Genomic DNA, 22,718 nt, shown 5'->3' with positions numbered 1-22,718 from the left:
TCCGAAAAGCTTCCGTTAGTCGGCGGCCGCCTCGGCATCGCCGCCGATACGACGGGACTGGAGGGTGGACACCTTGATGTTGCGGCGGGCTGCGACCGAACGCGGCGAATCCTGGTGCTTGAGCGCGTCGAAAGTCGCGCGCACCATGTTGTACGGGTTCGACGAGCCGATCGACTTCGCCACCACGTCCTGGACGCCGAGCGTCTCGAACACGGCGCGCATCGGGCCACCGGCGATGATGCCGGTACCGGCGGGAGCTGCACGCAGATAGACACGGCCCGCGCCATGACGGCCGGCGATGTCGTGATGGAGCGTGCGGCCCTCGCGCAGCGACACCCGCGTCAGGTTGCGCTTGGCGGACTCGGTCGCCTTGCGGATCGCCTCAGGCACTTCGCGCGCCTTGCCGTGACCGAAGCCGGCGCGGCCCTTCTGGTCGCCGATCACGACCAGCGCTGCGAAACCGAAGCGCTTGCCGCCCTTGACGACCTTGGCCACGCGGTTGATGTGGACGAGCTTGTCGACGAACTCGCTGTCGCGCTCCTCGCGCTCCCTGCGTTCACGTCCGCCGCCGCGTTGATCGCGTCCACCACGTTGTTCGCGTTCAGCTGCCATGGTTTTTCCAATCCTTCAGAGGCTTACGCCCCAATCCTCAAATTCTGTTAGAAGCTCAGCCCACTCTCACGCGCTGCATCGGCAAGAGCCTTGACGCGCCCGTGATAGAGATAGCTGCCGCGATCGAACACGACTTCCTTGACACCCTTCTCTGCAGCGCGCTCAGCCAGCAGCTTGCCGACCGCCTTCGCCGCATCGATGTCGGCGCCGGTCTTGCCGCCGTCGCGCATCGACTTCTCGAGCGATGAGGCAGAGGCCAGCGTCTCGCCCTTCAGGTCGTCGATGACCTGGGCGTAGATGTGCTTGGACGAGCGGAACACCGACAGGCGCGGACGGCCGCCGGCGGAACGGCGCAGCTTCAGCCGCACACTCCGCTTGCGCCGGGCATTCGTAACCTTGGCTTTCGACATGACCGGCTCCGTTACTTCTTCTTGCCTTCCTTGCGGAAGATGAATTCGCCCACATACTTCACGCCCTTGCCCTTGTAGGGCTCCGGCGGACGATAGGAGCGGATCTCGGCGGCGACCTGGCCGACGCGCTGGACGTCGCTGCCAGCCACCGTGATCTCGGTCGGCTTCGGGACGGTGATCGTGATCCCCTCGGGGATCGGATAGATCACGTCATGGCTGTAGCCGAGCGCGAGCTGCAGGTTCTTGCCCTGCATCGCGGCGCGATAGCCGACGCCGGTGATCTCGAGCTTCTTCTCGAAGCCCTTGGTGACGCCTTCGACCAGATTCGCGACCTGGGCGCGAGCGGTGCCGTACAGCGCCCGCGCGCGGTTGGTCTCGGTCCGCGGCTTGACCTTGACCTGGCCGTTCTCGAGCTTCACCTCGACGTCGTCGTGGACGATGAACTGAAGCTGGCCCTTCGGCCCCTTCATCTTGACGGTCTGGCCGTCGACGGTCGCGGTAACGCCCGACGGCACCGTCACAGGCTTTTTGCCAACACGTGACATGGATCGAAAATCCTTCTCAGAACACCGTGAAGAGGACTTCACCGCCCACATTCGCGTCGCGCGCGCTGTGGTCGGCCATGATCCCCTTCGGCGTCGACAACACCGAAATGCCGAGACCGTTGTTCACCCGCGGCAGGTTCTTCACCGAGGCGTAGACTCTGCGCCCGGGCTTGGAAACGCGCTCAATCTCGCGGATGACGGGCTCGCCGTCGAAATACTTCAGCTCGATCTCGATCTCGCTGCGGCCCGAGGAGTGCTCGAGCGTGGCGTAACCGCGGATGTAGCCCTCGGCCTTCAGAACCTCGAGCACGTTCTCGCGCATCTTCGAGCCGGGCGTGGAGACCTTGGTCTTCGAACGCATCTGCGCGTTGCGGATACGGGTGATCAGATCGCTGATTGGATCGTGCGTAGACATCTAAACGACCCTCCTTACCAGCTGGACTTCACGAGGCCCGGGACCATGCCCTTGGAGCCAAGTTCGCGCAGCGCGATACGGGACAGCTTGTTCTTGCGATAGTTCGAGCGCGGGCGGCCCGACAGCTCGCAACGCAGGCGGATGCGGGTCGCCGACGAGTTGCGCGGCATTTCCGCCAGCTTCAGGGTCGCGGCGAACCGCTCCTCCATCGGCAGCGTCTTGTCGGCGATGATCGCCTTCAACCGCTCGCGCTTGGCGGCGGCGTTCTTCACCATCCGCTTGCGCCGGTTGTTCTTCTCGACTGAACTCTTCTTTGCCATGCTTGGCTCCTGGGTATCCGCGTTTGAGAGGCTCTAAGTCAGCGTCTCACTGCCGGAACGGGAAATTGAAAGCGGTCAACAAGGCCCTCGCCTCTTCGTCGGTCTTGGCCGTGGTGCAGACGGTGATGTCCATACCGCGGGCTTCCGTGACCTTGTCGAAGTCGATCTCGGGGAAAATGATGTGCTCCTTGATGCCGAGCGAGTAGTTGCCGCGGCCGTCGAAGCTCTTCGGGTTCAGACCGCGGAAGTCGCGCACGCGCGGCAACGCGACGTTCACCAGGCGATCGATGAACTCGTACATGCGGGCCTTGCGCAGCGTGACCTTGCAGCCGATCGGCTGGTTCTCACGCAGCTTGAAGGTCGCGATCGCAATGCGCGAATAGGTCACGATCGCCTTCTGGCCGGCGATCTGGGTCAATTCGGCGGCGGCGGTCTCGGCCTTCTTGCGGTCGTTGACGGAATCGCCAACGCCCATGTTCAGCACGACCTTGTCCAGGCGCGGAACCTGCATGACGTTCTCGTAACCGAACTTCTCGGTCAGAGCCGTGCGGATCTTCGCGTCATATTCCGCGCGCAGGCGCGGCGTGTAAGCGGCCTCAGCCATCGATCTCAGCTCCCGAGCTCTTGGCGATGCGGACCTTCTTGCCGTCCGCCAGAATCTTGAATCCGACGCGGGTCGGCTTCCCGTCCTTACCGACATACGCGATGTTGGACAGTTGGATCGGCGCCTCTTTCGAGATGATGCCGCCCTCCTGGGCCTGCGTCTGCTTCTGGTGACGCTTGACCATGTTGATGCCACGCACCAGCGCAGTGCCGGCGTCGGGGCGAACCTCGAACACTTCGCCGGTGCGGCCCTTGTCGCGGCCGGTCAGCACGACGACCTTGTCGCCCTTGCGGATCTTCGCAGCCATCACAGCACCTCCGGCGCGAGCGAGATGATCTTCATGTGGTTCTTGGCGCGCAGCTCGCGCGGCACCGGCCCGAAGATACGGGTGCCGACCGGCTCGGACTGGTTGTTGATCAGCACGGCGGCGTTGCGGTCGAAACGGATGACCGAGCCGTCGGCGCGGCGGATGTCCTTGCGGACGCGCACCACGACGGCCTTCATCACGTCGCCCTTCTTCACCTTGCCACGCGGAATGGCTTCCTTGATCGACACGACGATGATGTCGCCGATCGTGGCGTAGCGGCGCTTGGAGCCTCCGAGCACCTTGATACACATGACACGGCGTGCGCCAGAATTGTCGGCCACGTCGAGGTTGGTCTGCATCTGAATCATTGATGCACCTCGTCCTCTTTCTCTTTGCGCCAGCCCAGCCGGCGCTCAACATTTCCCTGAAGTCAGTCGGCTAAAGCCAACAGATCAGGCGCTTTTCTTGTGTTCGCCCCGGATCACGACCCAGCGCTTCAACTTCGAAATCGGCTTCGTTTCCTCGATCCACACCATGTCGCCCGGCTTGAACTGGTTGCTCTCGTCGTGCGCGTGGTAGTTCTTCGAACGGCGGATCGTCTTCTTGTAGATCGGGTGCGTGAAGCGGCGGTCGACGCGCACCACGATGGTCTTGGCTTGCTTGTCGCTGACGACCACGCCCTGCAAAGTACGTTTCGGCATCTTCGTAAGCCTCTTACTTCTTCTTCGCGCGCGTCTGCGCGGCGATGGTCTTGATCCGGGCGATGTCACGGCGGGCCTCGCGCAGGCGCGAGGTGTTCTCGAGCTGCCCGGTGGCGCGCTGGAAGCGCAGGTTGAAGCGCTCCTTCTTCAGGTTCAGGATGGCCTCATCCTGCTGGTCGGGGCTCATCGCGCGGATGTCTTCGATCTTCATCTGTGCCATGGCCATTACTCCGCAATGCGCTCGACGAAGCGCGTCTTGATCGGCAGCTTGGCGGCCGCCAGGGTCAGCGCCTCACGCGCCGTCTGGGTGTTGACGCCGTCGATCTCGAACAGCACCCGGCCCGGCTTGACGCGCGCGACCCACAATTCCGGCGAACCCTTGCCGGAGCCCATGCGAACTTCGGCCGGCTTCTTCGACACCGGAACGTCGGGGAACACGCGGATCCAGACGCGGCCGGCGCGCTTCATGTGGCGGGTCAGCGCGCGGCGGGCGGCTTCGATCTGGCGCGCGGTGACGCGCTCAGGCTCGGTCGCCTTCAGGCCGAACTGGCCGAACGCCAACGTCGCGCCCGAAGACGCAACGCCGTGGATGCGGCCCTTATGCGCCTTCCGGAACTTCGTTTTCTTAGGTTGCATCATGGCTTTAAGCCCTCAAATTCCTGTCTGGCCTTAGGCAGCGGCCGTCTCGCGGCGCTGACGGCCACCGCGATCGCCACTGCCGCCGGTCTCGCCTTCGGCCATTCTCTTGTCCTGGGCCATCGGATCGTGCTCGAGGATCTCGCCCTTGAAGATCCAGACCTTGACGCCGCAGGTGCCGAAGGTCGTGAACGCGGTCGCAACGCCGTAGTCGATGTCGGCACGCAGCGTGTGCAGCGGCACGCGGCCTTCGCGGTACCACTCCATGCGCGCGATTTCCGCACCGCCCAGACGTCCCGAGCAGTTGATGCGGATGCCCTCCGCGCCGAGACGCATCGCCGACTGCACGGCGCGCTTCATGGCACGGCGGAACGCCACGCGGCGCTCGAGCTGCTGCGCGATCGATTCGGCCACCAGCGTCGCATCGAGCTCCGGCTTGCGGATCTCGACGATGTTGATGACGACGTCGGACGAGGTGATGTCCGCGACCCTCTTGCGCAGCTTGTCGATGTCGGCGCCCTTCTTGCCGATCACCACGCCCGGACGGGCCGAGTGGATCGTGACGCGGCACTTCTTGTGCGGACGCTCGATCACGATGCGGGCGACGGCCGCCTGCTTGAGCTCCTTATGCAGGATCTCGCGGATCTTGACGTCCTCGTGCAGCAGCTTGCCGTATTCCTGCTTGCCGGCGAACCAGCGGGAATCCCAGGTCCGGTTGATGCCGAGACGCAGACCGATCGGATTGATCTTTTGACCCATCGTGTTCTCCTGCGCCCTTAAGCGGCGGCTTCAGCTTCGACCTGACGAACGATGATCGTCAGCTGCGAAAACGGTTTGTAGACACGGCCCGAGCGGCCGCGGCCGCGGGCGGCGAAGCGCTTCATCACGAGGCCGTTGCCGACAAAGGCCTGCGCCACGACGAGATCGTCGACGTCGAGGTCGTGGTTGTTCTCGGCGTTGGCGATCGCCGATTCCAGGCACTTCTTCACGTCGACCGCGATCCGCTTGCGCGAAAACTGCAGGTCGGCGAGCGCGGCAGACGCCTTCCGGCCGCGAATGAGCTGGGCGACCAGGTTGAGCTTCTGCGGGCTCACCCGCAGCATCCGGGCGACCGCCTTGGCCTCGTTGTCGGCGAGGCTCCGTTCGCGCTTAGGTTTGCTCATCGTTTAATCCTCAAGCCTTCTTGGCTTTCTTGTCGCCGGAGTGGCCATGGAAGGTCCGGGTCGGCGAGAACTCGCCGAACTTGTGACCGACCATTTCCTCATTCACGGCCACCGGCACGTGCTTCTGACCGTTGTAGACGCCGAAGGTCAGGCCGACGAATTGCGGCAGGATCGTCGAGCGACGGCTCCAGATCTTGATGACGTCGTGACGGCCGGACGCGCGCGCGGCATCTGCCTTCTTGAGCAGAGAACCCTCGACGAACGGGCCTTTCCAGACTGAACGAACCATGTCCGGCGTTCCTTACTTCTTCCGCTTGTGGCGGCTTAGGAGAATGAATTTGTTGGTCGACTTGTTGGTGCGGGTCTTCTTGCCCTTGGTCGGCTTGCCCCACGGGGTGACCGGGTGGCGGCCGCCCGAGGTACGACCTTCACCACCGCCGTGCGGATGGTCGATCGGGTTCATCGCAACACCGCGGTTGTGCGGCCTGCGGCCCATCCAACGCTTGCGACCGGCCTTGCCGATCGAGGTGTTCATGTGATCCGGGTTCGACACCGCGCCGATCGTGCCGCGGCAACGACCGTGCACCAGGCGCTGCTCGCCCGAGTTCAGGCGGATGATGACGTAGTCCTGGTCACGGCCAACGAGCTGGGCGTAGGTACCGGCAGAGCGCGCCAGCTGGCCGCCCTTGCCGATCTTGACCTCGATGTTGTGGATGATCGTGCCGACCGGCATGTTGCCGAGCGGCATGACGTTGCCCGGCTTCACGTCGACGTAATTGCCGGCGATGATCGTGTCGCCCACCGCCAGGCGCTGCGGCGCCAGGATGTAGGCCTGCTCGCCGTCCTGATACTTGATCAGGGCGATGAAACCGGTGCGATTGGGATCATACTCGAGACGCTCGACGGTCGCGGGCACGTCGATCTTCTCACGCTTGAAGTCGACGGTACGCAGCGTCTGCTTGTGACCACCGCCGCGGAAGCGCACGGTGATGCGGCCGGTGTTGTTGCGGCCGCCCGAGGACTTCTTGCCCTCGGTGAGCGCCTTGACCGGCTTGCCCTTGTAGAGAGCCGAACGATCGACCATGACCAGCTGGCGCTGGCCCGGCGTCGTGGGATTGAATGTCTTCAGTGCCATCGTCGTACGACCTTACAGACCGGTGGTGACGTCGATCCGGTGACCCTCTTCGAGGGTCACGATCGCGCGTTTGCTGTTCGACTGCGAGCCGATGGTGCCGCGGAAGGCCTTGACCTTGCCCTTGCGGACCAGCGTGTTGACGCTCTTGACCTTGACGTCGAACAGCTTCTCGATCGCTTCCTTGATCTGCGGCTTGGTCGCCTTGGCGGCCACCTTGAACAGCACCTTGTTGTGCTCCGAGGCGATCGTCGCCTTTTCGGTCACGACCGGCGACAGGATCACGTCGTAGTGGCGAGGCTCGATGTTCTTGCTCATTTGAAGCGCGCCTCCAGCGCATCGATGGCGGCCTTGGTCAGAACGAGCTTCTGACGGCGCAGGATGTCATAGACGTTGATGCCCTGGATCGGCAGCACGTCCATGTTCGGGATGTTGCGAGCCGCAGCGGCGAAGCCGTTGTTGAGCTCGGCACCGTCGATGATCAGCGCGTTGGTGAGGCCGAGGCCCGAGAAGTGGCCGAGCAGCGCCTTGGTCTTGGCGGCTTCCAGCGCGGCCTTCTCGATCACGACGAGATCGCCGTCCTTGGCCTTGGCCGAGAGCGCGTGCTTCAGAGCGAGCGCACGAACCTTCTTCGGCAGGTCGGTCGCGTGCGAACGCACCACCGGACCGAAGGCACGACCGCCTCCGCGGAACTGCGGCACGCGGGCCGAGCCGTGACGAGCACCGCCGGTGCCCTTCTGCTTGTACATCTTCTTGCCGGTGCGCCAGATCTCGGCGCGGCCCTTGGCCTTGTGCGTGCCGGCCTGGCGCTTGTTGAGCTGCCACTGCACGCAGCGCGCGATGATGTCCTCGCGCGGCTCGAGGCCGAAAATGGCGTCGGACAGCTGGACGGAGCCGGCTTCCTTACCTTCGAGGGTGGTGACCTTCAATTCCATCTCACGCCTCCTGCGCAGCCGGAGCGGCTTCCGCGTCGCCAGCAACCTTGAACTTGCCGGGCTTCGGGGCTTCCTTCGGCAGCGGCTTCTTGACGGCGTCGCGCACGCGGATCCAGCCGCCCTTGGAGCCTGGAACGGCGCCTTCGACGAGGATCAGGCCGCGCTCGACATCGGTCTGGACGACGCGAAGGTTGAGCGTGGTGATGCGGTCGACACCCATGTGGCCGGGCATCTTCTTGTTCTTCCAGGTCTTGCCGGGGTCCTGGCGGCCACCGGTCGAACCGATCGAGCGGTGCGAGATCGACACACCGTGCGTGGCGCGCAGACCGCCGAAGTTCCAGCGCTTCATGCCGCCGGCGAAGCCCTTACCGACCGAGGTGCCGGTGACGTCGACGAACTGGCCGACGACGAAGTGGTCGGCCAGGATCTCGGCGCCGACCGGGATCATGGCGTCCGCGGTGACGCGGAATTCCTCGACCCGGCGCTTCGGCTCGACCTTGGCGACCGCGAACTGGCCGCGCTCGGCCTTCGGCATGTAAACGGTCTTGCGGCTGCCAGAACCGAGCTGGAGCGCGACGTAACCGTTCTTCTCTTCGGTGCGGTGGCCTACGACCTGGCAATTGCCGAGCTTCAGCACGGTCACGGGGATATGTTCGCCGGCCTCCGTGAAGACCCGCGTCATCCCGACCTTTTGTGCGATCACTCCGGAGCGCATCGGCTTGCTTCCTGTTCTCTTTGTCCGCTTTTGGCGAACGGGATCCAAAATCTTAGAGCTTGATCTCGACGTCGACACCGGCGGCCAAGTCGAGCTTCATCAAAGCGTCGACGGTCTGCGGGGTCGGATCGACGATGTCGAGCAGGCGCTTGTGAGTGCGCATCTCGAACTGTTCGCGGCTCTTCTTGTCGACGTGGGGCGAACGGTTGACGGTGAACTTCTCGATGCGGGTGGGCAGCGGAATGGGTCCGCGGACCTGCGCGCCCGGTGCGCTTCGCCGTGTTCACGATCTCACGGGTCGACGTATCGAGGATACGATGGTCGAACGCCTTGAGACGGATACGAATGTTTTGGCCGTTCATTGCCGAATCTTTCTTAGTGAGTGGCGAGTAGCGAATAGCGAATAGAAACTATTCGCCACTCGCCATTCCCTATTCGCGTTGTTACTCGATGATCGAGGCGACGACGCCGGCGCCGACGGTGCGGCCGCCTTCGCGGATCGCGAAGCGGAGCTTCTCTTCCATCGCGATCGGCACAATCAGGTGCACTTCCATCGCGATGTTGTCGCCCGGCATCACCATCTCGGTGCCTTCCGGCAGGTGCACGACACCGGTCACGTCGGTGGTGCGGAAGTAGAACTGCGGACGGTAGTTGGTGAAGAACGGGGTGTGGCGACCGCCCTCTTCCTTGGTGAGGATGTAGGCCTCAGCCTTGAACTTGGTGTGCGGCTTGACCGAACCGGGCTTGGCCAGAACCTGGCCGCGCTCGACGTCCTCGCGCTTGGTGCCGCGGAGCAGCGCGCCGATGTTGTCGCCGGCCTGGCCCTGATCGAGCAGCTTGCGGAACATTTCGACGCCGGTGACGGTGGTCTTCTGGGTGGCGCGGAGACCGACGATCTCGATTTCCTCGCCGACCTTGACGACGCCGCGCTCGACACGGCCGGTCACGACGGTGCCGCGGCCCGAGATCGAGAACACGTCTTCAACCGGCATCAGGAACGGCTGGTCGATCGGACGCTCCGGCTGCGGGATGTACTCGTCGACGTTCTTCATCAGCTCGAGGATGGCGTCGTGGCCGAGCTTCTTGTCGGAGTCTTCGAGAGCGGCGAGCGCCGAACCCTTGATAATCGGGATCTTGTCGCCGGGGAATTCGTACTTGGAGAGCAGCTCGCGGACTTCGAGCTCGACGAGCTCGAGCAGCTCCGGATCGTCGACCATGTCGCACTTGTTGAGGAACACGACGAGCGCGGGCACGCCGACCTGGCGGGCGAGCAGGATGTGCTCGCGGGTCTGCGGCATCGGGCCGTCAGCGGCCGACACAACCAGGATCGCGCCGTCCATCTGGGCAGCGCCGGTGATCATGTTCTTGACGTAGTCGGCGTGGCCGGGGCAGTCGACGTGGGCGTAGTGGCGGTTCGGCGTCTCGTACTCGACGTGCGCGGTCGAGATGGTGATGCCGCGGGCCTTCTCTTCCGGCGCCTTGTCGATCTGGTCGTACGCGGTGAACGTCGCACCGCCGGCTTCGGCGAGAACCTTGGTGATCGCCGCGGTCAGCGACGTCTTGCCATGGTCGACGTGACCGATGGTGCCGATGTTGCAGTGCGGCTTGGTACGTTCAAACTTTGCTTTGGCCATTTGACTCTCCGTTCAATCGTCAGCTTTCAACCGACGACAATCAGGCAAACTTCTTCTGGACTTCTGCCGACACGTTGGCCGGCGCTTCTGCGTAGTGATCGAACTGCATGGTGAAGGTCGCGCGACCCTGGCTCATCGAGCGCAGATTGTTCACGTAACCGAACATGTTCATGAGCGGCACCATCGCGTTGATGACGTTGGCGTTGCCGCGCATGTCCTGACCCTGGATCTGACCGCGCCGGGAATTCAGGTCGCCGATGACCGAGCCGGTGTAGTCTTCCGGGGTCACCACCTCGACCTTCATGATCGGCTCGAGCAGGACCGACTTGCCCATCTGCAGCGCTTCGCGGAAGCAGGCGCGCGAGGCGATTTCGAAGGCGAGCGCCGACGAGTCGACGTCGTGATACTTGCCGTCGACGAGCTGCACCTTGACGTCGACCACGGGGAAGCCCGCGACCACGCCGGACGACAGCACGCTCTCCAGGCCCTTCTCGACGCCCGGGATGTATTCCTTCGGCACCGCGCCACCGACGATCTTCGATTCGAACTCGAAGCCCTTGCCGGCTTCGTTCGGCTCGACGATGAACGACACGGCCGCAAACTGGCCAGTACCGCCGGTCTGCTTCTTGTGGGTGTAGCTGTGCTCGACCCGCTTGGTGATGCGCTCACGGAACGCCACCTGCGGCGCGCCGATGTTGGCGTCGACCTTGTAGGTGCGCTTGAGGATGTCGACCTTGATGTCGAGGTGGAGTTCGCCCATGCCCTTGAGGATGGTCTGGCCGGACTCGTGGTCGGTCGACACGCGGAAGGACGGATCCTCCGCGGCGAGCTTGGCCAGCGCCACGCCCAGCTTCTCCTGGTCGGCCTTGGACTTCGGCTCGATCGCGATCTCGATGACCGGCTCGGGGAATTCCATCTTCTCCAGGATCACCTGCTTGTCGGGATCGCACAGCGTGTCACCGGTGCGCGCTTCCTTCAGGCCGGCCAACGCGACGATGTCGCCAGCATAGGCTTCCTTGATGTCCTCGCGGTTGTTCGCATGCATCAACAGCATGCGCCCGATCCGCTCCTTCTTCTCGCGGGTCGAGTTCACGACGCCGGTGCCGCTCTGCAGAATGCCGGAATAGATGCGGCAGAAGGTGATGGTGCCGACGAACGGGTCGTCCATGATTTTGAACGCGAGCAGCGCCAGCGGCTCCTTGTCGTCCGCCTTGCGCACGACCTCGTTGCCCTTGTCGTCGGTGCCCTTGATCGCGGGCACGTCGAGCGGCGACGGCAGATAGTCGACCACGGCGTCGAGCAGCGGCTGCACACCCTTGTTCTTGAAGGCCGAGCCGCACAGCACGGGATAAAACGCGCCAGTCAGCACCGCCTTGCGGATCAGGCGCTTCAGGGTCGCCTCGTCCGGCTCCTTGCCGTCGAGATAGGCGGCCATGGCATCGTCGTCGAGCTCGACGGCGGCTTCCACCATCTTCTCGCGGTATTCCTTGGCCTGGTCGGCAAGGTCTTCCGGAATATCGACATAATCGAACTTGGCGCCGAGCGATTCATCGTTCCAGACGACGCCCTTCATCTTCACGAGGTCGACGAGACCCTTGAAGTTGTTCTCGGCACCGATCGGAAGCTGGATCGCGACGGGCTTGGCGCCCAGACGGTCGACGATGTCCGCCAGACACTTGAAGAAGTCGGCACCGATCTTGTCCATCTTGTTGGCGAAGACGATGCGCGGAACCTTGTACTTGTCGCCCTGGCGCCAGACGGTCTCGGTCTGAGGCTCGACGCCCTGGTTGGAGTCGAGCACGCAGACGGCGCCGTCGAGCACGCGGAGCGAACGCTCGACTTCGATGGTGAAGTCGACGTGACCGGGAGTGTCGATGATGTTCAGGCGCTTGCCGTTCCAGAACGCGGTGGTCGCAGCCGAGGTGATCGTGATGCCACGCTCCTGCTCCTGCTCCATCCAGTCCATCGTCGCGGCACCTTCGTGCACTTCGCCGATCTTGTGGCTCTTGCCGGTGTAATAGAGGATGCGCTCGGTCGTCGTGGTCTTGCCGGCGTCGATATGCGCCATGATACCGAAGTTACGGTAGTCCTCGATGGCATGTTGGCGGGGCATAGGGTGTTCCTTGCGAGTCCGTTTGTTTCGCCGTTACCAGCGATAGTGCGAGAAGGCGCGGTTGGCTTCCGCCATCCGGTGCACGTCTTCGCGCTTCTTGACGGCGTTCCCCCGGTTGTTCGATGCGTCCAAAAGCTCCGCCGAGAGCCGCTCGGTCATCGTCTTCTCGTTGCGCTCGCGCGCAGCCGCGATCAGCCAGCGAATGCCGAGCGCCTGCCGGCGGGTCGAGCGGACCTCGACCGGAACCTGGTAAGTCGCGCCGCCGACGCGGCGGGAGCGAACCTCGATGGTCGGCATGACGTTCTCGAGCGCCTGCTCGAACACGCCGAGCGGGTTCTGCTTGGTCTTGGATTCGATGATGCCGAACGCACCATAGACGATGCCTTCCGCAACCGACTTCTTGCCGGCGTACATCACCGAGTTCATGAACTTCGTGACGATGATGTTCCCGAACTTCGGATCCGGAAGAACTTCGCGCTTTTCCGCAGAGTGGCGACGAGACATAGGCTTGGTTCCCGCTTACTTCGGACGCTTGGCGCCGTACTTCGAACGACGCTGCTTACGGTTCTTGACGCCCTGGGTGTCCAGAACGCCGCGGAGGATGTGATAGCGCACGCCCGGCAAGTCCTTGACGCGGCCGCCGCGGATCATGACCACCGAGTGCTCCTGGAGGTTATGGCCCTCGCCGGGGATGTAGCCGATCACCTCAAAGCCGTTGGTCAGGCGCACCTTGGCAACCTTACGAAGCGCCGAGTTCGGCTTCTTCGGGGTCGTGGTGTAGACGCGCGTGCAAACACCACGCTTCTGCGGCGACTGCTGCAGCGCCGGCACCTTCTTGCGCGACTTCTGCACTTCCCGCGGTTGAGCGATCAGCTGGTTGATCGTCGGCATTCTGGCCTTCACCCTTTTTCTGCCGCGGCCCCTCGCGGGTCCGCTGTCTTGCCGCGGCCCGTCACCGGGTCCGCAAATTCTGCTCGAGCTACCCGCCCGAACGGGCCGCCTGGCGCGAATGATCCGCGCAAAGCGAAATTGCGCCAACCGCTCCATCAACGAGCGGAAAGCGCTTCGACGCCACAGAGGACCGCAGTCTCGAAGCCGTTCCAGCGTAACGCCGCGGCCCGCGCACTGAGGTCATGCATCCGAATTCGATCTCAAGAGAACGTGCTCGAGAGAACTAAAGTCGCACTGGCATTGCCTAGCTATGATCGACAGCGTTTGAGCGGCATTCGTCGAGGTTGGTGCCCGTCTTTGCGACCCCTGGCAGATCTAGTCTTTGGGGATCAACGGGTGGCCCGTTCCGACGCTGGCGATGCTCACCGCCTGTCGTTAAGTGAGGCGCTTTCTATAAGTGAGAATCGGTCAAGTCAAGGTGAAACGACAGTCACAAAGCGCTTCATGCGCCTGCAAAAAATAGCCTCTTGGCCGACTCCCCGCACCTGCCTGATATGGGATCGAGGCGATTGACCTGCCAGATCTGAAAACAATTATACCCGGGCTTAATGTAGTTTTATTACCAGGCTCAGGGGTGTTTCTCCTGCCTGCGCTCAGTTTGCTGGCTGGTGGCCGGTCAACCAGGCGCCCGCCGCGATGCCCGGTGTGACGGGGCTTCAGCCCGGACTGGTCGATCCGCGAATGGCTCTTGCCCCAAACCATGCGTGCGAAAAAAAAACGCGGCGTCGCGGCGGCCGAACGCCTTGCATCAGAGAATCGACGAGTCGGCGCTGAACCGCGCGTTGCCTGTGAGACGAGGCGATCAGACGCGGCCCCTCGAAGCTGACCGCCCGCGGTTACTCCTCCTCGTCGTCCTCATCGTCATCGAGGTCTTCGTCCTCGTCGTCATCATCGCGGTCGGCGTCGGCGTGAGCTGCCGCGGCATGGGACTGGTGGATCTGGTCGTTCCACAGCTTGCGATAGGTGCCATTCTTGGCGAGCAGCTCGGCATGGGAACCGCGCTCGATCGCCCTGCCCCCTGAAATCACGATGATCTCGTCCATCTCGACCACCGAGGTCAGGCGGTGGGTCGACCAGATCATGGTGCGACCCTTGGCGACCCTGAGCAGCGTACGGTTGATCGCAGCCTCGGTGGTCTGGTCCAGCGCCGAGGTGGCTTCGTCCAGCAGCAGCACGGAGGGGTTACGGATGATCGCGCGCGCGATCGCGATGCGCTGGCGCTGGCCGCCCGACAGTGTGTCGCCGCGCTCGCCGACCGGCGTGTCGTAGCGCTGCGGCAGGCTCATGATGTAGCGGTGGATCTCGGCCTTCTTGGCCGCCTCCTCCACCTCCTCGTCGGTTGCGCCCTCCTTGCCGAGCCGGATGTTCTCGCGGATCGACATGTTGAACAGCATGTTCTCCTGGAACACCACCGCCATGCTCCGGCGCAGCGAGTCCAGCGTCACCTTGCGGACGTCGACGCCGTCGATGGTGACGCGGCCTTCGTCGGGCACGTAGAGCCGCAGGATCAGATTGAGCAGCGTGCTCTTACCGGAGCCGCTCGGACCGACGATCGCGATGCGCTTGCCGGCATCGAGCTTGAGGCTGAGATTGTCCAGCACCGGCGTCTGACTGCCCTCGTACTGGAAGGTGACGTGATCGAAGGTAATGTCGTGGGTGATGCGCGGCAGATCTGGCGCGCCCGGCCGATCGGCGCTGCGGGTCGGCTCGTCGAGCAATTCCTGGATGTGGCGGATCGCAGCGGCCGAGGAGATCGACACCGGGATGAAATGCATCACATGGGCGATGTTGTAGGAGACCTCCCAGAACGCGCTCTCGAAGGTGACGAAGGTGCCGATGGTGATATGGCCCTTGGTCGCCAGATACGCGCCGATCGCGAGCACCACAAGGTGCAGGAGGAGCACCGAGATGGTGACGGTCCGCTCCACCATGGTCGAGAGGAATGTGGCCGAGGCCATCTTGTTGCGGGTCTCGTCGTTGCGCAACCGGAAGAAGCCGAACATCTTGCGTTGCAGGCTGAACGCCTTGATGACCGCCTGGGCGGCCACGTTCTCCTGGACTTGGCCCAGCAACGCCGATTCATTGAGCTTCTGTTCGTAATTGGCCTGCACCGCCTTCGGCGTCAGGATCCGCGGGCCGATCAGCGTGATCGGGAACACCAGCAGCGCGACGACGGCGAGCTGCCAGTTGAGGAACAGCATCAGGATGATGCCGGCGATCAGCTCCAGGAACGGCAGCGCGGCACTGTTGGCGAACGTCTTGACCGAGCCTTCGAAGGCCGAGAGATCGACCGAGAAGCGCGATAGGATCTCGCCGCGCCTGGTGCGGCCGAAATAGGCGGCGGGCAGGTCCTGGACGTGCTCGAACAGGCGTTTGCGAACATCGGAGATGACGCAAGCGGCGAGTCGCGCGTCCCAGCGTTCGTACCAGACCGCAACGATCGAGGTGAAGATGCCGGCGACGGCGAGCACGCCGAGGATCTTGTAGAGCGCTTGAAAATCCTCCTCGCCGAGCGCATCGTCGATCAGGAACTTGAGGCTGAGCGGCATGATGACGTTGAACAACGTCTCGACCACGACGCCGAATGCCACGAATGACAGCATCCGCTTGTAGTTGGAGAGATAGGGCTTGACGAACCCGACAATGGTCGCAAGGGCCCCGGCGGCTTCGCGCGCGGTAAAGACGACGAGGTCCTCGTCCTCATCGTCCTCGTCGAGCTCCAGCTCGTCATCCCCCTCGTCTTCGGCGTCCTCGTCGTCCTTGAGATCCGGCTTGGCAGCGTCGGCGAGCTTGCCATCGAGCCCGGCCGCCTCCTCCGCGGCGAGCTTCTGTTGATCGGGAGATAGAGGCTTGTCGCCAGGCAAGAAAGGCTTGGATGCCATGAAACCAACCGATGCTGACGGCCGGCATGACCGCAGAGAACGCAGGAAATAGCGGCAACCGCTATTGCACCGATTTTATGCGATCAAGATGAATTCGGCAAAACAATTGGCGAATTCGGTTGGCGTCCCCCAGGCTAGTCCTCGTCCTCGACCTTGTCGAAGAAGGAATAGCGCAAGCTGTCCGCGTCGGCGTACCACTGCCCCGGCCCCTTGTTGGCGGCGAGCGTCGCCTCCCACAGCGCATCGGTGCAATCCTTGCGGTGCATCGACAGGTCGAAGCCGTTGCCGAAAAACAGTTCGGACCATTCCCACCAGGTGCCGAGCTTCTTGACTCCGCGCAAGAGGTCGTAGCGGTCGATCAATGCCGGCGCCATGTCCGAGGTGATGGAGCCGAACACGAGGCCGGTCTTGACCACGCGGTTGAGCTCGCGGATCGCGCGGACCACTTGCTTCGGGGAAACGTGGCAGAGGCTGGTCTCGAACACGAAGTCGAACGTGCCGTCCTTGAACGGCATCTCGGTGATCGTGCCGAGCTTGTTGTACTTCTTCAGCGATTTCGGCGTCCTGGCGTGGATCGCGGGGTTGTTCTCGATTCCCCATGCATCGATGCCGCGATCGCGCAGGGCGCCGACCAGTTCGCCGCTGGCGGAGCCCGCGACCAGCAGCTTGGCGCCCGCCGCCCTGCCCCAGACAATGCCAATCAGCGTCGTCAGGTAGTCGGGATCGGTGAAGTGCCGCCACGCCTGGTGATAGGGGCCGAGACCGCGATAATTCTCGAAATATTTGCGATCGATCTTGTCCGAGAGCGGCTTGTCGTCCTGCGCGCGCTGGCGGCGCAGGCGCATCATCTCGGTCAGGATGATGTCGGTCGCCGCGTCCGAGGAATCGAGCAGGCCGTTGAGCGTCGAATCGAACAGATAGTCGCCAACCACCACGATGCCGGGGTGCTCCTTCGGCTCGGGCCGGTGATTGGTCATGACGTCGCGCGCGGGCAAACCACCAGGCAGCGCGTTCACCGAGGACAGCCAGCGGTGGATCTTGCCTTCCATGAAGTGCAGACGCGCATCGCCGAGAGAAGCCGGCAGCGATTTCAGGGCGGCATCGATCAGCTCCTGGTCCGACAGATTGGCAAAAGCCAGCGCATCGGAGCCGGGAATGAGCCAGTTCAGAACACCATGCTTGCCGACGTCGTGACGTGCGCCCTCGTTGTAGACGCAGCAGCCGCCGAAGGCTTCCGACATGAACCAGGCGCCCGGAATCTTGTCGCCCCAGAACGGCTCGTCGAACAGGATCGAGACGCGCAGATAGTGCGCGGGCCGGTCGAAATAGGCGACGTGCTTGACCATCGACCTGCGCAGCTGCTCGCCCTCCCAGCCGAGAGTGGCGAGCCAGGAATGCGGCAGGCAGACCAGCACGAGATCGAAGTCACGGGTCTCCGGCCCCTTGCCGTTCATCATCTTGAGCTGATACCGGCCGGTCGGCGCCTTGCCGACGGTGAGCACGCGGTGATTGAGCTGGATGTCGGCATTGACCTTCGACTGCAGGCACTCGATCAGCTGCTCGTTGCCGTTCTGGATGGAATAGAGGCCGATATAGCCGTCGACGTCCATCAGATAGTTCTTGAGCGCGTTGAGGCCGTTGGTGTTGTGGCTCTCGGTCGCGATGTCGGAACGCGCCATTACCTTGAAGAAGCGCTTTGCGGTGACGTCCTCGACCTCCTCGTCGAGCACCTGCTCGGCGGTCTTGTAGGCCCAGGGATGTTCGTTGTCGTGCGCGCCGACACCCTCGTAATATTCCACCGGCGACATCACCTCGGCGCAGCGCTTGCGGAAGGCTTCGATCGCGGCGGCAGTCTTGGCGCCGTATTTGCGGCGCATGCCGGGAACGTCGTTGAGCAGCTCACCGCCGAACTGCACCTGCTCGGCATCCATCGGAATGGTCTGAAGGCCGAAATGCTGGATCAGCTCGCGCAGAGGATCCGGGCCTGTCATGGAGTAGTCGTAGATCTCGGCAACGCCGGCCTCGTACATCGCGGGCGCCGAATCGAACTTGCGGGTGACGATCTTGCCGCCGAGCCTGTCGGAGGCCTCGTAGATGGTGACGCGGCAGAGGTCGCCGAGCTTGCGCTTCAGGTACCAGGCGCTCATCAGCCCGCCGGGGCCGCCGCCTACGATTGCGAGATCAAGCATGAGAGTTCCGTGGTCTTCCGGCCCTGCCCCCTTGGCGGGACCACCGGTCTAAGGCGCCATAGCACAAGCGCTTTTGCGGCTGAAGGAAAGATGAACAAAGGTTGATCCCGCATCGCAACAAGCAAACAAAGCAGCAAAAAGGCCGGCGAAAGCCGGCCTTTTCATTGTCCTCGGTATTCCTACGGATGAACGATCATTCCGCGGGCGGCAGCGCAGGAAGCTCGGCTTCCGGCGCCGGCGACACGACGGCGGCCTGCTTCTCGCGCTCGTCCAGGATCAGCTTGTCGCGCTTCATGGCGACTTCGCGGATCTTGGCCATGGAGGCGCCGGTGCCCGCCGGGATCAGCCGGCCGACGATGACGTTCTCCTTGAGGCCTTCGAGCGGGTCGATCTTGCCGTTGACCGCCGCCTCGGTGAGGACGCGGGTGGTCTCCTGGAACGATGCCGCCGAGAAGAAGGAGCGGGTCTGGAGGCTCGCCTTGGTGATGCCGAGCAGAACCGGCGTTCCCGTGGCGGGCTTCTTGCCCTCTTCCTTGGCCTTCACGTTGAGCGCGTCGAACTCGATCTTGTCGACCTGCTCGCCGGAGATCATGTCCGTGTCGCCCTGGTCGGTGATTTCCACCTTCTGGAGCATCTGACGGACAATCACCTCGATGTGCTTGTCGTTGATGAGCACGCCCTGAAGCCGGTAGACCTCCTGGATCTCGTTGACCAGATAGGCAGCGAGCTCCTCGATGCCCTTGACCGCGAGGATGTCGTGCGGCGCCGGGTTGCCTTCCACGATGAAGTCGCCCTTTTCGACGACGTCGCCGTCCTGAAGGTGGATGTGCTTGCCCTTCGGGATCAGGTACTCGCGCGGCTCGTCGGTCTTGTCCATCGGCTCGATCGAGATGCGACGCTTGTTCTTGTAGTCGCGCCCGAACCGGATGGTGCCCGCGATTTCGGCGATGATCGCCGCATCCTTCGGGCGCCGAGCCTCGAACAGTTCCGCCACCCGCGGCAGACCGCCGGTGATGTCACGCGTCTTGGCGCTTTCGGTCGAGACACGGGCGAGGATGTCGCCCGGCTGGACCTTGGCTCCGATGTCGACCGAGAGAATGGCGTCGACCGACAGCATGTAGCGGGCATCGCCGCCACGGGCGAGCTTGAGCACCTTGCCGTCCTTGCCCTTGACCACGATGGCCGGACGCAGGTCCGAGCCGCCGCGCGTCGAGCGCCAGTCGATGACCACACGCTTGGCGATACCGGTGGCCTCGTCGAGCGTTTCCGAGATCGACTGCCCCTCGACCAGATCCTCGAAGCCAATGGTTCCTTCGACCTCGGTGAGCAGCGGACGGGTGTAGGGATCCCACTCGACGATGCGCTGGCCGCGCTTGACCATGTCGCCCTCGTCGACGTGCAGACGCGAACCGTACTGGATCCGGTGCGTCGCACGCTCGGTGCCGTCGGCATCGACGATCGCGACAACCATGTTGCGCACCATCGCGATAAGGTGACCTTCGCTGTTGCGGGCGATGGCCTTGTTCCTGATCACGATCTTGCCGTCGAAGTTGGCTTCGACGAAGGACTGCTCGTTGAGCTGCGCCGCACCGCCGATGTGGAAGGTGCGCATGGTGAGCTGGGTGCCCGGCTCGCCGATCGACTGCGCCGCGATGACGCCAACCGCTTCGCCGTGGTTGACCGGCGTGCCGCGGGCGAGGTCGCGGCCGTAGCACTTGCCGCAGATGCCGTTGACGAGCTCGCAGGTCAGTGCCGAGCGGATCTTCACCTCCTGGATGCCGGCCTGGTGGATGGCATCCACGTGGCTCTCTTCCATCAGCGTATCGCGCTTGACGATCACCTGGCCCGAGCTGTCACGCACGTCTTCGCAGGCCGTGCGTCCGAGGATGCGCGAGCCGAGCGAGGCGACCACAGTACCGGCGTCGACGATGGCGCGCATCTTGATGCCGAGCTTGGTGCCGCAGTCGCTCTGCGTGATGATGCAGTCCTGCGCCACGTCGACGAGACGACGGGTCAGGTAGCCGGAGTTCGCGGTCTTCAACGCGGTGTCCGCGAGGCCCTTGCGGGCGCCGTGGGTCGAGTTGAAGTACTCGAGCACCGAGAGGCCTTCCTTGAAGTTCGAGATGATCGGCGTCTCAATGATCTCGCCCGACGGCTTGGCCATCAGGCCGCGCATGCCGGCGAGCTGGCGCATCTGGGCCGGCGAACCGCGGGCACCGGAGTGAGCCATCATGTAGATCGAGTTGATGTCGGCGTCGGCTCCGCTCGCCGTCTTCTTGGTGGCGGAGATCTCCTTCATCATCGCCTTGGCGATTTCTTCCGTGGCCTTCGACCAGGCGTCGACGACCTTGTTGTACTTCTCGCCATGGGTGATCAGGCCGTCGTTGTACTGCTGCTCGAAATCCTTCGCCAGCGTACGGGTGGTGTCGACGATCTTCCACTTGCCGTGCGGCACGACCATGTCGTCCTTGCCGAACGAGATGCCGGCCTTGAACGCGTTGTAGAAGCCGAGCGCCATGATGCGGTCGCAGAAGATCACCGTCTCCTTCTGGCCGCAGTGGCGGTAGACCTGGTCGATGACGCCGGAGATCTCGCGCTTGGTCATCAGCTTGTTGATGATCTCGTAGGAGATGCGCGGGTTCTTCGGCAGCAGATTGCCGAGCATGACGCGGCCCGCCGTGGTCTCGATCCAGCGCTTGGAGACCTTGCCGGTCTCGTCCATGCCTTCCCACCGGTACTTGATCTTGGTGTGGAGGTGGATGACCTTCGCGTGCAGCGCATGCTCGAGCTCGGCCATGTCGCCGAATACCTTGCCCTCGCCGGGCAGGCCTTCGCGCATGATCGAGACGTAGTACAGACCGAGCACGATGTCCTGCGACGGCACGATGATCGGCTGGCCGTTCGCCGGATGCAGGATGTTGTTGGTCGACATCATCAGGACGCGCGCTTCCAGCTGCGCTTCGAGCGACAGCGGAACGTGCACGGCCATCTGGTCGCCGTCGAAGTCGGCGTTGAACGCGGAGCAGACCAGCGGGTGAAGCTGGATCGCCTTGCCCTCGATCAGCACGGGCTCGAATGCCTGAATGCCGAGGCGGTGCAGCGTCGGGGCGCGGTTGAGCAGCACCGGATGCTCGCGGATCACCTCGTCCAGGATGTCCCAGACCTCGGGCCGCTCCTTCTCGACCAGCTTCTTGGCCTGCTTCACGGTGGTGGACAGGCCCTTGGCGTCGAGCCGCGAATAGATGAACGGCTTGAACAGCTCGAGCGCCATCTTCTTCGGCAGGCCGCACTGATGCAGGCGCAGCTCGGGACCGACCACGATCACCGAACGGCCTGAATAGTCGACGCGCTTGCCGAGCAGGTTCTGGCGGAAGCGGCCCTGCTTGCCCTTGAGCATGTCGGCGAGCGACTTCAGCGGACGCTTGTTGGCGCCGGTGATGACGCGGCCGCGGCGGCCGTTGTCGAACAGCGCATCGACCGCTTCCTGAAGCATGCGCTTCTCGTTGCGGATGATGATGTCGGGCGCGCGCAGCTCCATCAGCCGCTTCAAGCGGTTGTTGCGGTTGATGACGCGGCGATAGAGGTCGTTGAGATCAGAGGTCGCGAAACGGCCGCCGTCCAGCGGCACCAGCGGACGCAGGTCCGGCGGAATCACCGGGATCACGGTCATGATCATCCATTCCGGCTTGTTGCCGGAATGGCGGAACGCTTCCACGATCTTCAGACGCTTGGCGAGCTTCTTGTGCTTGATGTCGGAGTCGGTCTCCTGCATCTCGGCACGCAGCGAGGCCTCGAGCTTCTCGAGGTCCATGCCCTTGAGCAGCTCGCGGATCGCCTCGGCGCCGATCATGGCGGTGAAGCTGTCCTGGCCGTACTCGTCCTGCGCCTTCAGATACTCGTCTTCCGACAGCAGCTGACGGTCCTTCAGCGCGGTGAGGCCCGGCTCGAGCACGACGTAATATTCGAAGTAGAGGATCCGCTCGAGATCCTTCAGCGTCATGTCGAGCAGGAGGCCGATGCGCGAGGGCAGCGACTTCAGGAACCAGATGTGCGCGACGGGAGCTGCGAGCTCGATATGGCCCATGCGCTCGCGCCGGACGCGCGACAGCGTGACCTCGACCGAGCACTTCTCGCAGATGATGCCCTTGTACTTCATGCGCTTGTACTTGCCGCACAAGCACTCGTAGTCCTTGATCGGCCCGAAGATGCGGGCGCAGAACAGGCCGTCGCGCTCGGGCTTGAAGGTACGATAGTTGATGGTCTCCGGCTTCTTGATCTCGCCGTAGGACCAGGACAGAATCTTCTCTGGAGACGCGATCGAGATCCGGATCTGGTCGAAGACCTGAGCCGGCGTCGTCGGGTTGAAGAGATTCATAATTTCTTGGTTCATCGTCTTCTCCTCGCGTGCCGGTCGCCTCCGGCCGCAAATTCGAAAATCACTTCTGCATGGCGCC

The 22,718-nt window shown here is 63.4% G+C and carries 25 protein-coding genes and 1 pseudogene; all 26 read right to left on the bottom strand.

From position 1 onward, the window contains the following. Positions 1-15: 15 nt before the first annotated feature. On the bottom strand, positions 16-612 hold the full coding sequence (gene rpsE, locus ABIA40_RS07675; RefSeq protein WP_014494507.1) for a 30S ribosomal protein S5: 597 nt from the start codon (positions 610-612) through the stop codon (positions 16-18). Between the two features lie 47 nt (positions 613-659). After that, positions 660-1,022, bottom strand: a complete 363-nt coding sequence (gene rplR / locus ABIA40_RS07670) for a 50S ribosomal protein L18 (RefSeq protein WP_024342458.1) — start codon at positions 1,020-1,022, stop codon at positions 660-662. An 11-nt stretch (positions 1,023-1,033) separates the two neighbouring features. Further along, positions 1,034-1,567 (bottom strand): 50S ribosomal protein L6, encoded by a 534-nt coding sequence (rplF, locus tag ABIA40_RS07665; RefSeq protein WP_028177973.1) that lies wholly within the window; start codon positions 1,565-1,567, stop codon positions 1,034-1,036. Between the two features lie 16 nt (positions 1,568-1,583). Next, positions 1,584-1,982: a 30S ribosomal protein S8 gene (gene rpsH, locus ABIA40_RS07660; RefSeq protein WP_024342456.1), complete on the bottom strand. Its 399-nt coding sequence runs from the start codon at positions 1,980-1,982 to the stop codon at positions 1,584-1,586. A 14-nt stretch (positions 1,983-1,996) separates the two neighbouring features. Then, positions 1,997-2,302, bottom strand: coding sequence for a 30S ribosomal protein S14 (rpsN, locus tag ABIA40_RS07655; protein WP_028137018.1), 306 nt, complete (start codon positions 2,300-2,302; stop codon positions 1,997-1,999). A gap of 46 nt (positions 2,303-2,348) precedes the next feature. After that, complete coding sequence (gene rplE / locus ABIA40_RS07650; protein WP_025036988.1) at positions 2,349-2,906, bottom strand: 50S ribosomal protein L5; 558 nt, start codon at positions 2,904-2,906, stop codon at positions 2,349-2,351. Continuing rightward, positions 2,899-3,213 carry a 50S ribosomal protein L24 gene (gene rplX, locus ABIA40_RS07645; RefSeq protein WP_011088142.1) on the bottom strand — a complete coding sequence of 105 codons (315 nt, stop codon included), beginning with the start codon at positions 3,211-3,213 and terminating at the stop codon, positions 2,899-2,901. The genes rplE and rplX overlap by 8 nt, the downstream gene beginning before the upstream one ends. Further along, a complete protein-coding gene (gene rplN, locus ABIA40_RS07640) occupies positions 3,213-3,581 on the bottom strand; it encodes a 50S ribosomal protein L14 (protein ID WP_007603030.1) in 369 nt (122 codons plus the stop codon). The genes rplX and rplN overlap by 1 nt, the downstream gene beginning before the upstream one ends. A gap of 84 nt (positions 3,582-3,665) precedes the next feature. Then, a complete protein-coding gene (gene rpsQ / locus ABIA40_RS07635; RefSeq protein ID WP_024342452.1) occupies positions 3,666-3,914 on the bottom strand; it encodes a 30S ribosomal protein S17 in 249 nt (82 codons plus the stop codon). 13 nt (positions 3,915-3,927) lie between these two features. Further along, positions 3,928-4,134 (bottom strand): 50S ribosomal protein L29, encoded by a 207-nt coding sequence (gene rpmC, locus ABIA40_RS07630; RefSeq protein WP_025036989.1) that lies wholly within the window; start codon positions 4,132-4,134, stop codon positions 3,928-3,930. Positions 4,135-4,139: 5 nt separating this feature from the next. Then, on the bottom strand, positions 4,140-4,553 hold the full coding sequence (gene rplP, locus ABIA40_RS07625) for a 50S ribosomal protein L16 (RefSeq protein WP_008136349.1): 414 nt from the start codon (positions 4,551-4,553) through the stop codon (positions 4,140-4,142). A gap of 30 nt (positions 4,554-4,583) precedes the next feature. Beyond that, a complete protein-coding gene (gene rpsC, locus ABIA40_RS07620; RefSeq protein ID WP_036011029.1) occupies positions 4,584-5,309 on the bottom strand; it encodes a 30S ribosomal protein S3 in 726 nt (241 codons plus the stop codon). Between the two features lie 17 nt (positions 5,310-5,326). Continuing rightward, complete coding sequence (gene rplV / locus ABIA40_RS07615; RefSeq protein WP_008549264.1) at positions 5,327-5,713, bottom strand: 50S ribosomal protein L22; 387 nt, start codon at positions 5,711-5,713, stop codon at positions 5,327-5,329. Positions 5,714-5,723: 10 nt separating this feature from the next. Further along, positions 5,724-6,002, bottom strand: a complete 279-nt coding sequence (gene rpsS / locus ABIA40_RS07610; protein WP_008136357.1) for a 30S ribosomal protein S19 — start codon at positions 6,000-6,002, stop codon at positions 5,724-5,726. 12 nt (positions 6,003-6,014) lie between these two features. Continuing rightward, positions 6,015-6,848: a 50S ribosomal protein L2 gene (rplB, locus tag ABIA40_RS07605; protein ID WP_024342450.1), complete on the bottom strand. Its 834-nt coding sequence runs from the start codon at positions 6,846-6,848 to the stop codon at positions 6,015-6,017. A gap of 12 nt (positions 6,849-6,860) precedes the next feature. Then, positions 6,861-7,163, bottom strand: a complete 303-nt coding sequence (locus tag ABIA40_RS07600) for a 50S ribosomal protein L23 (protein WP_025036992.1) — start codon at positions 7,161-7,163, stop codon at positions 6,861-6,863. Continuing rightward, complete coding sequence (gene rplD / locus ABIA40_RS07595) at positions 7,160-7,780, bottom strand: 50S ribosomal protein L4 (RefSeq protein WP_018647243.1); 621 nt, start codon at positions 7,778-7,780, stop codon at positions 7,160-7,162. Before rplD ends, ABIA40_RS07600 begins: the two co-directional genes overlap by 4 nt. Position 7,781: 1 nt before the next feature. Next, the gene (gene rplC / locus ABIA40_RS07590) at positions 7,782-8,495 is read right to left on the bottom strand and encodes a 50S ribosomal protein L3 (protein WP_271544514.1); all 714 of its coding nucleotides are present in this window, start codon (positions 8,493-8,495) and stop codon (positions 7,782-7,784) included. A 52-nt stretch (positions 8,496-8,547) separates the two neighbouring features. After that, positions 8,548-8,857 (bottom strand): annotated as a pseudogene (rpsJ, locus tag ABIA40_RS07585) (30S ribosomal protein S10). 81 nt (positions 8,858-8,938) lie between these two features. Then, positions 8,939-10,129: an elongation factor Tu gene (gene tuf, locus ABIA40_RS07580; RefSeq protein ID WP_025036994.1), complete on the bottom strand. Its 1,191-nt coding sequence runs from the start codon at positions 10,127-10,129 to the stop codon at positions 8,939-8,941. A 40-nt stretch (positions 10,130-10,169) separates the two neighbouring features. Next, positions 10,170-12,242: an elongation factor G gene (gene fusA, locus ABIA40_RS07575; RefSeq protein ID WP_036027596.1), complete on the bottom strand. Its 2,073-nt coding sequence runs from the start codon at positions 12,240-12,242 to the stop codon at positions 10,170-10,172. 33 nt (positions 12,243-12,275) lie between these two features. Next, a complete protein-coding gene (gene rpsG / locus ABIA40_RS07570; protein WP_018647239.1) occupies positions 12,276-12,746 on the bottom strand; it encodes a 30S ribosomal protein S7 in 471 nt (156 codons plus the stop codon). 15 nt (positions 12,747-12,761) lie between these two features. Continuing rightward, the gene (gene rpsL, locus ABIA40_RS07565; protein ID WP_007603006.1) at positions 12,762-13,133 is read right to left on the bottom strand and encodes a 30S ribosomal protein S12; all 372 of its coding nucleotides are present in this window, start codon (positions 13,131-13,133) and stop codon (positions 12,762-12,764) included. Between the two features lie 896 nt (positions 13,134-14,029). Beyond that, on the bottom strand, positions 14,030-16,075 hold the full coding sequence (locus tag ABIA40_RS07560) for an ABC transporter ATP-binding protein (RefSeq protein ID WP_271544517.1): 2,046 nt from the start codon (positions 16,073-16,075) through the stop codon (positions 14,030-14,032). A gap of 134 nt (positions 16,076-16,209) precedes the next feature. After that, positions 16,210-18,264 carry an FAD-dependent oxidoreductase gene (locus ABIA40_RS07555; RefSeq protein ID WP_404540298.1) on the bottom strand — a complete coding sequence of 685 codons (2,055 nt, stop codon included), beginning with the start codon at positions 18,262-18,264 and terminating at the stop codon, positions 16,210-16,212. Positions 18,265-18,457: 193 nt separating this feature from the next. Then, positions 18,458-22,654 carry a DNA-directed RNA polymerase subunit beta' gene (rpoC, locus tag ABIA40_RS07550; protein ID WP_036011015.1) on the bottom strand — a complete coding sequence of 1,399 codons (4,197 nt, stop codon included), beginning with the start codon at positions 22,652-22,654 and terminating at the stop codon, positions 18,458-18,460. Between the last annotated feature and the right edge of the window lie 64 nt (positions 22,655-22,718).

The sequence above is a fragment of the Bradyrhizobium sp. USDA 223 genome (assembly GCF_044909005.1).
Lineage (GTDB): Bacteria > Pseudomonadota > Alphaproteobacteria > Rhizobiales > Xanthobacteraceae > Bradyrhizobium > Bradyrhizobium yuanmingense.
This window is presented reverse-complemented; position numbering and strand designations above follow the sequence as displayed.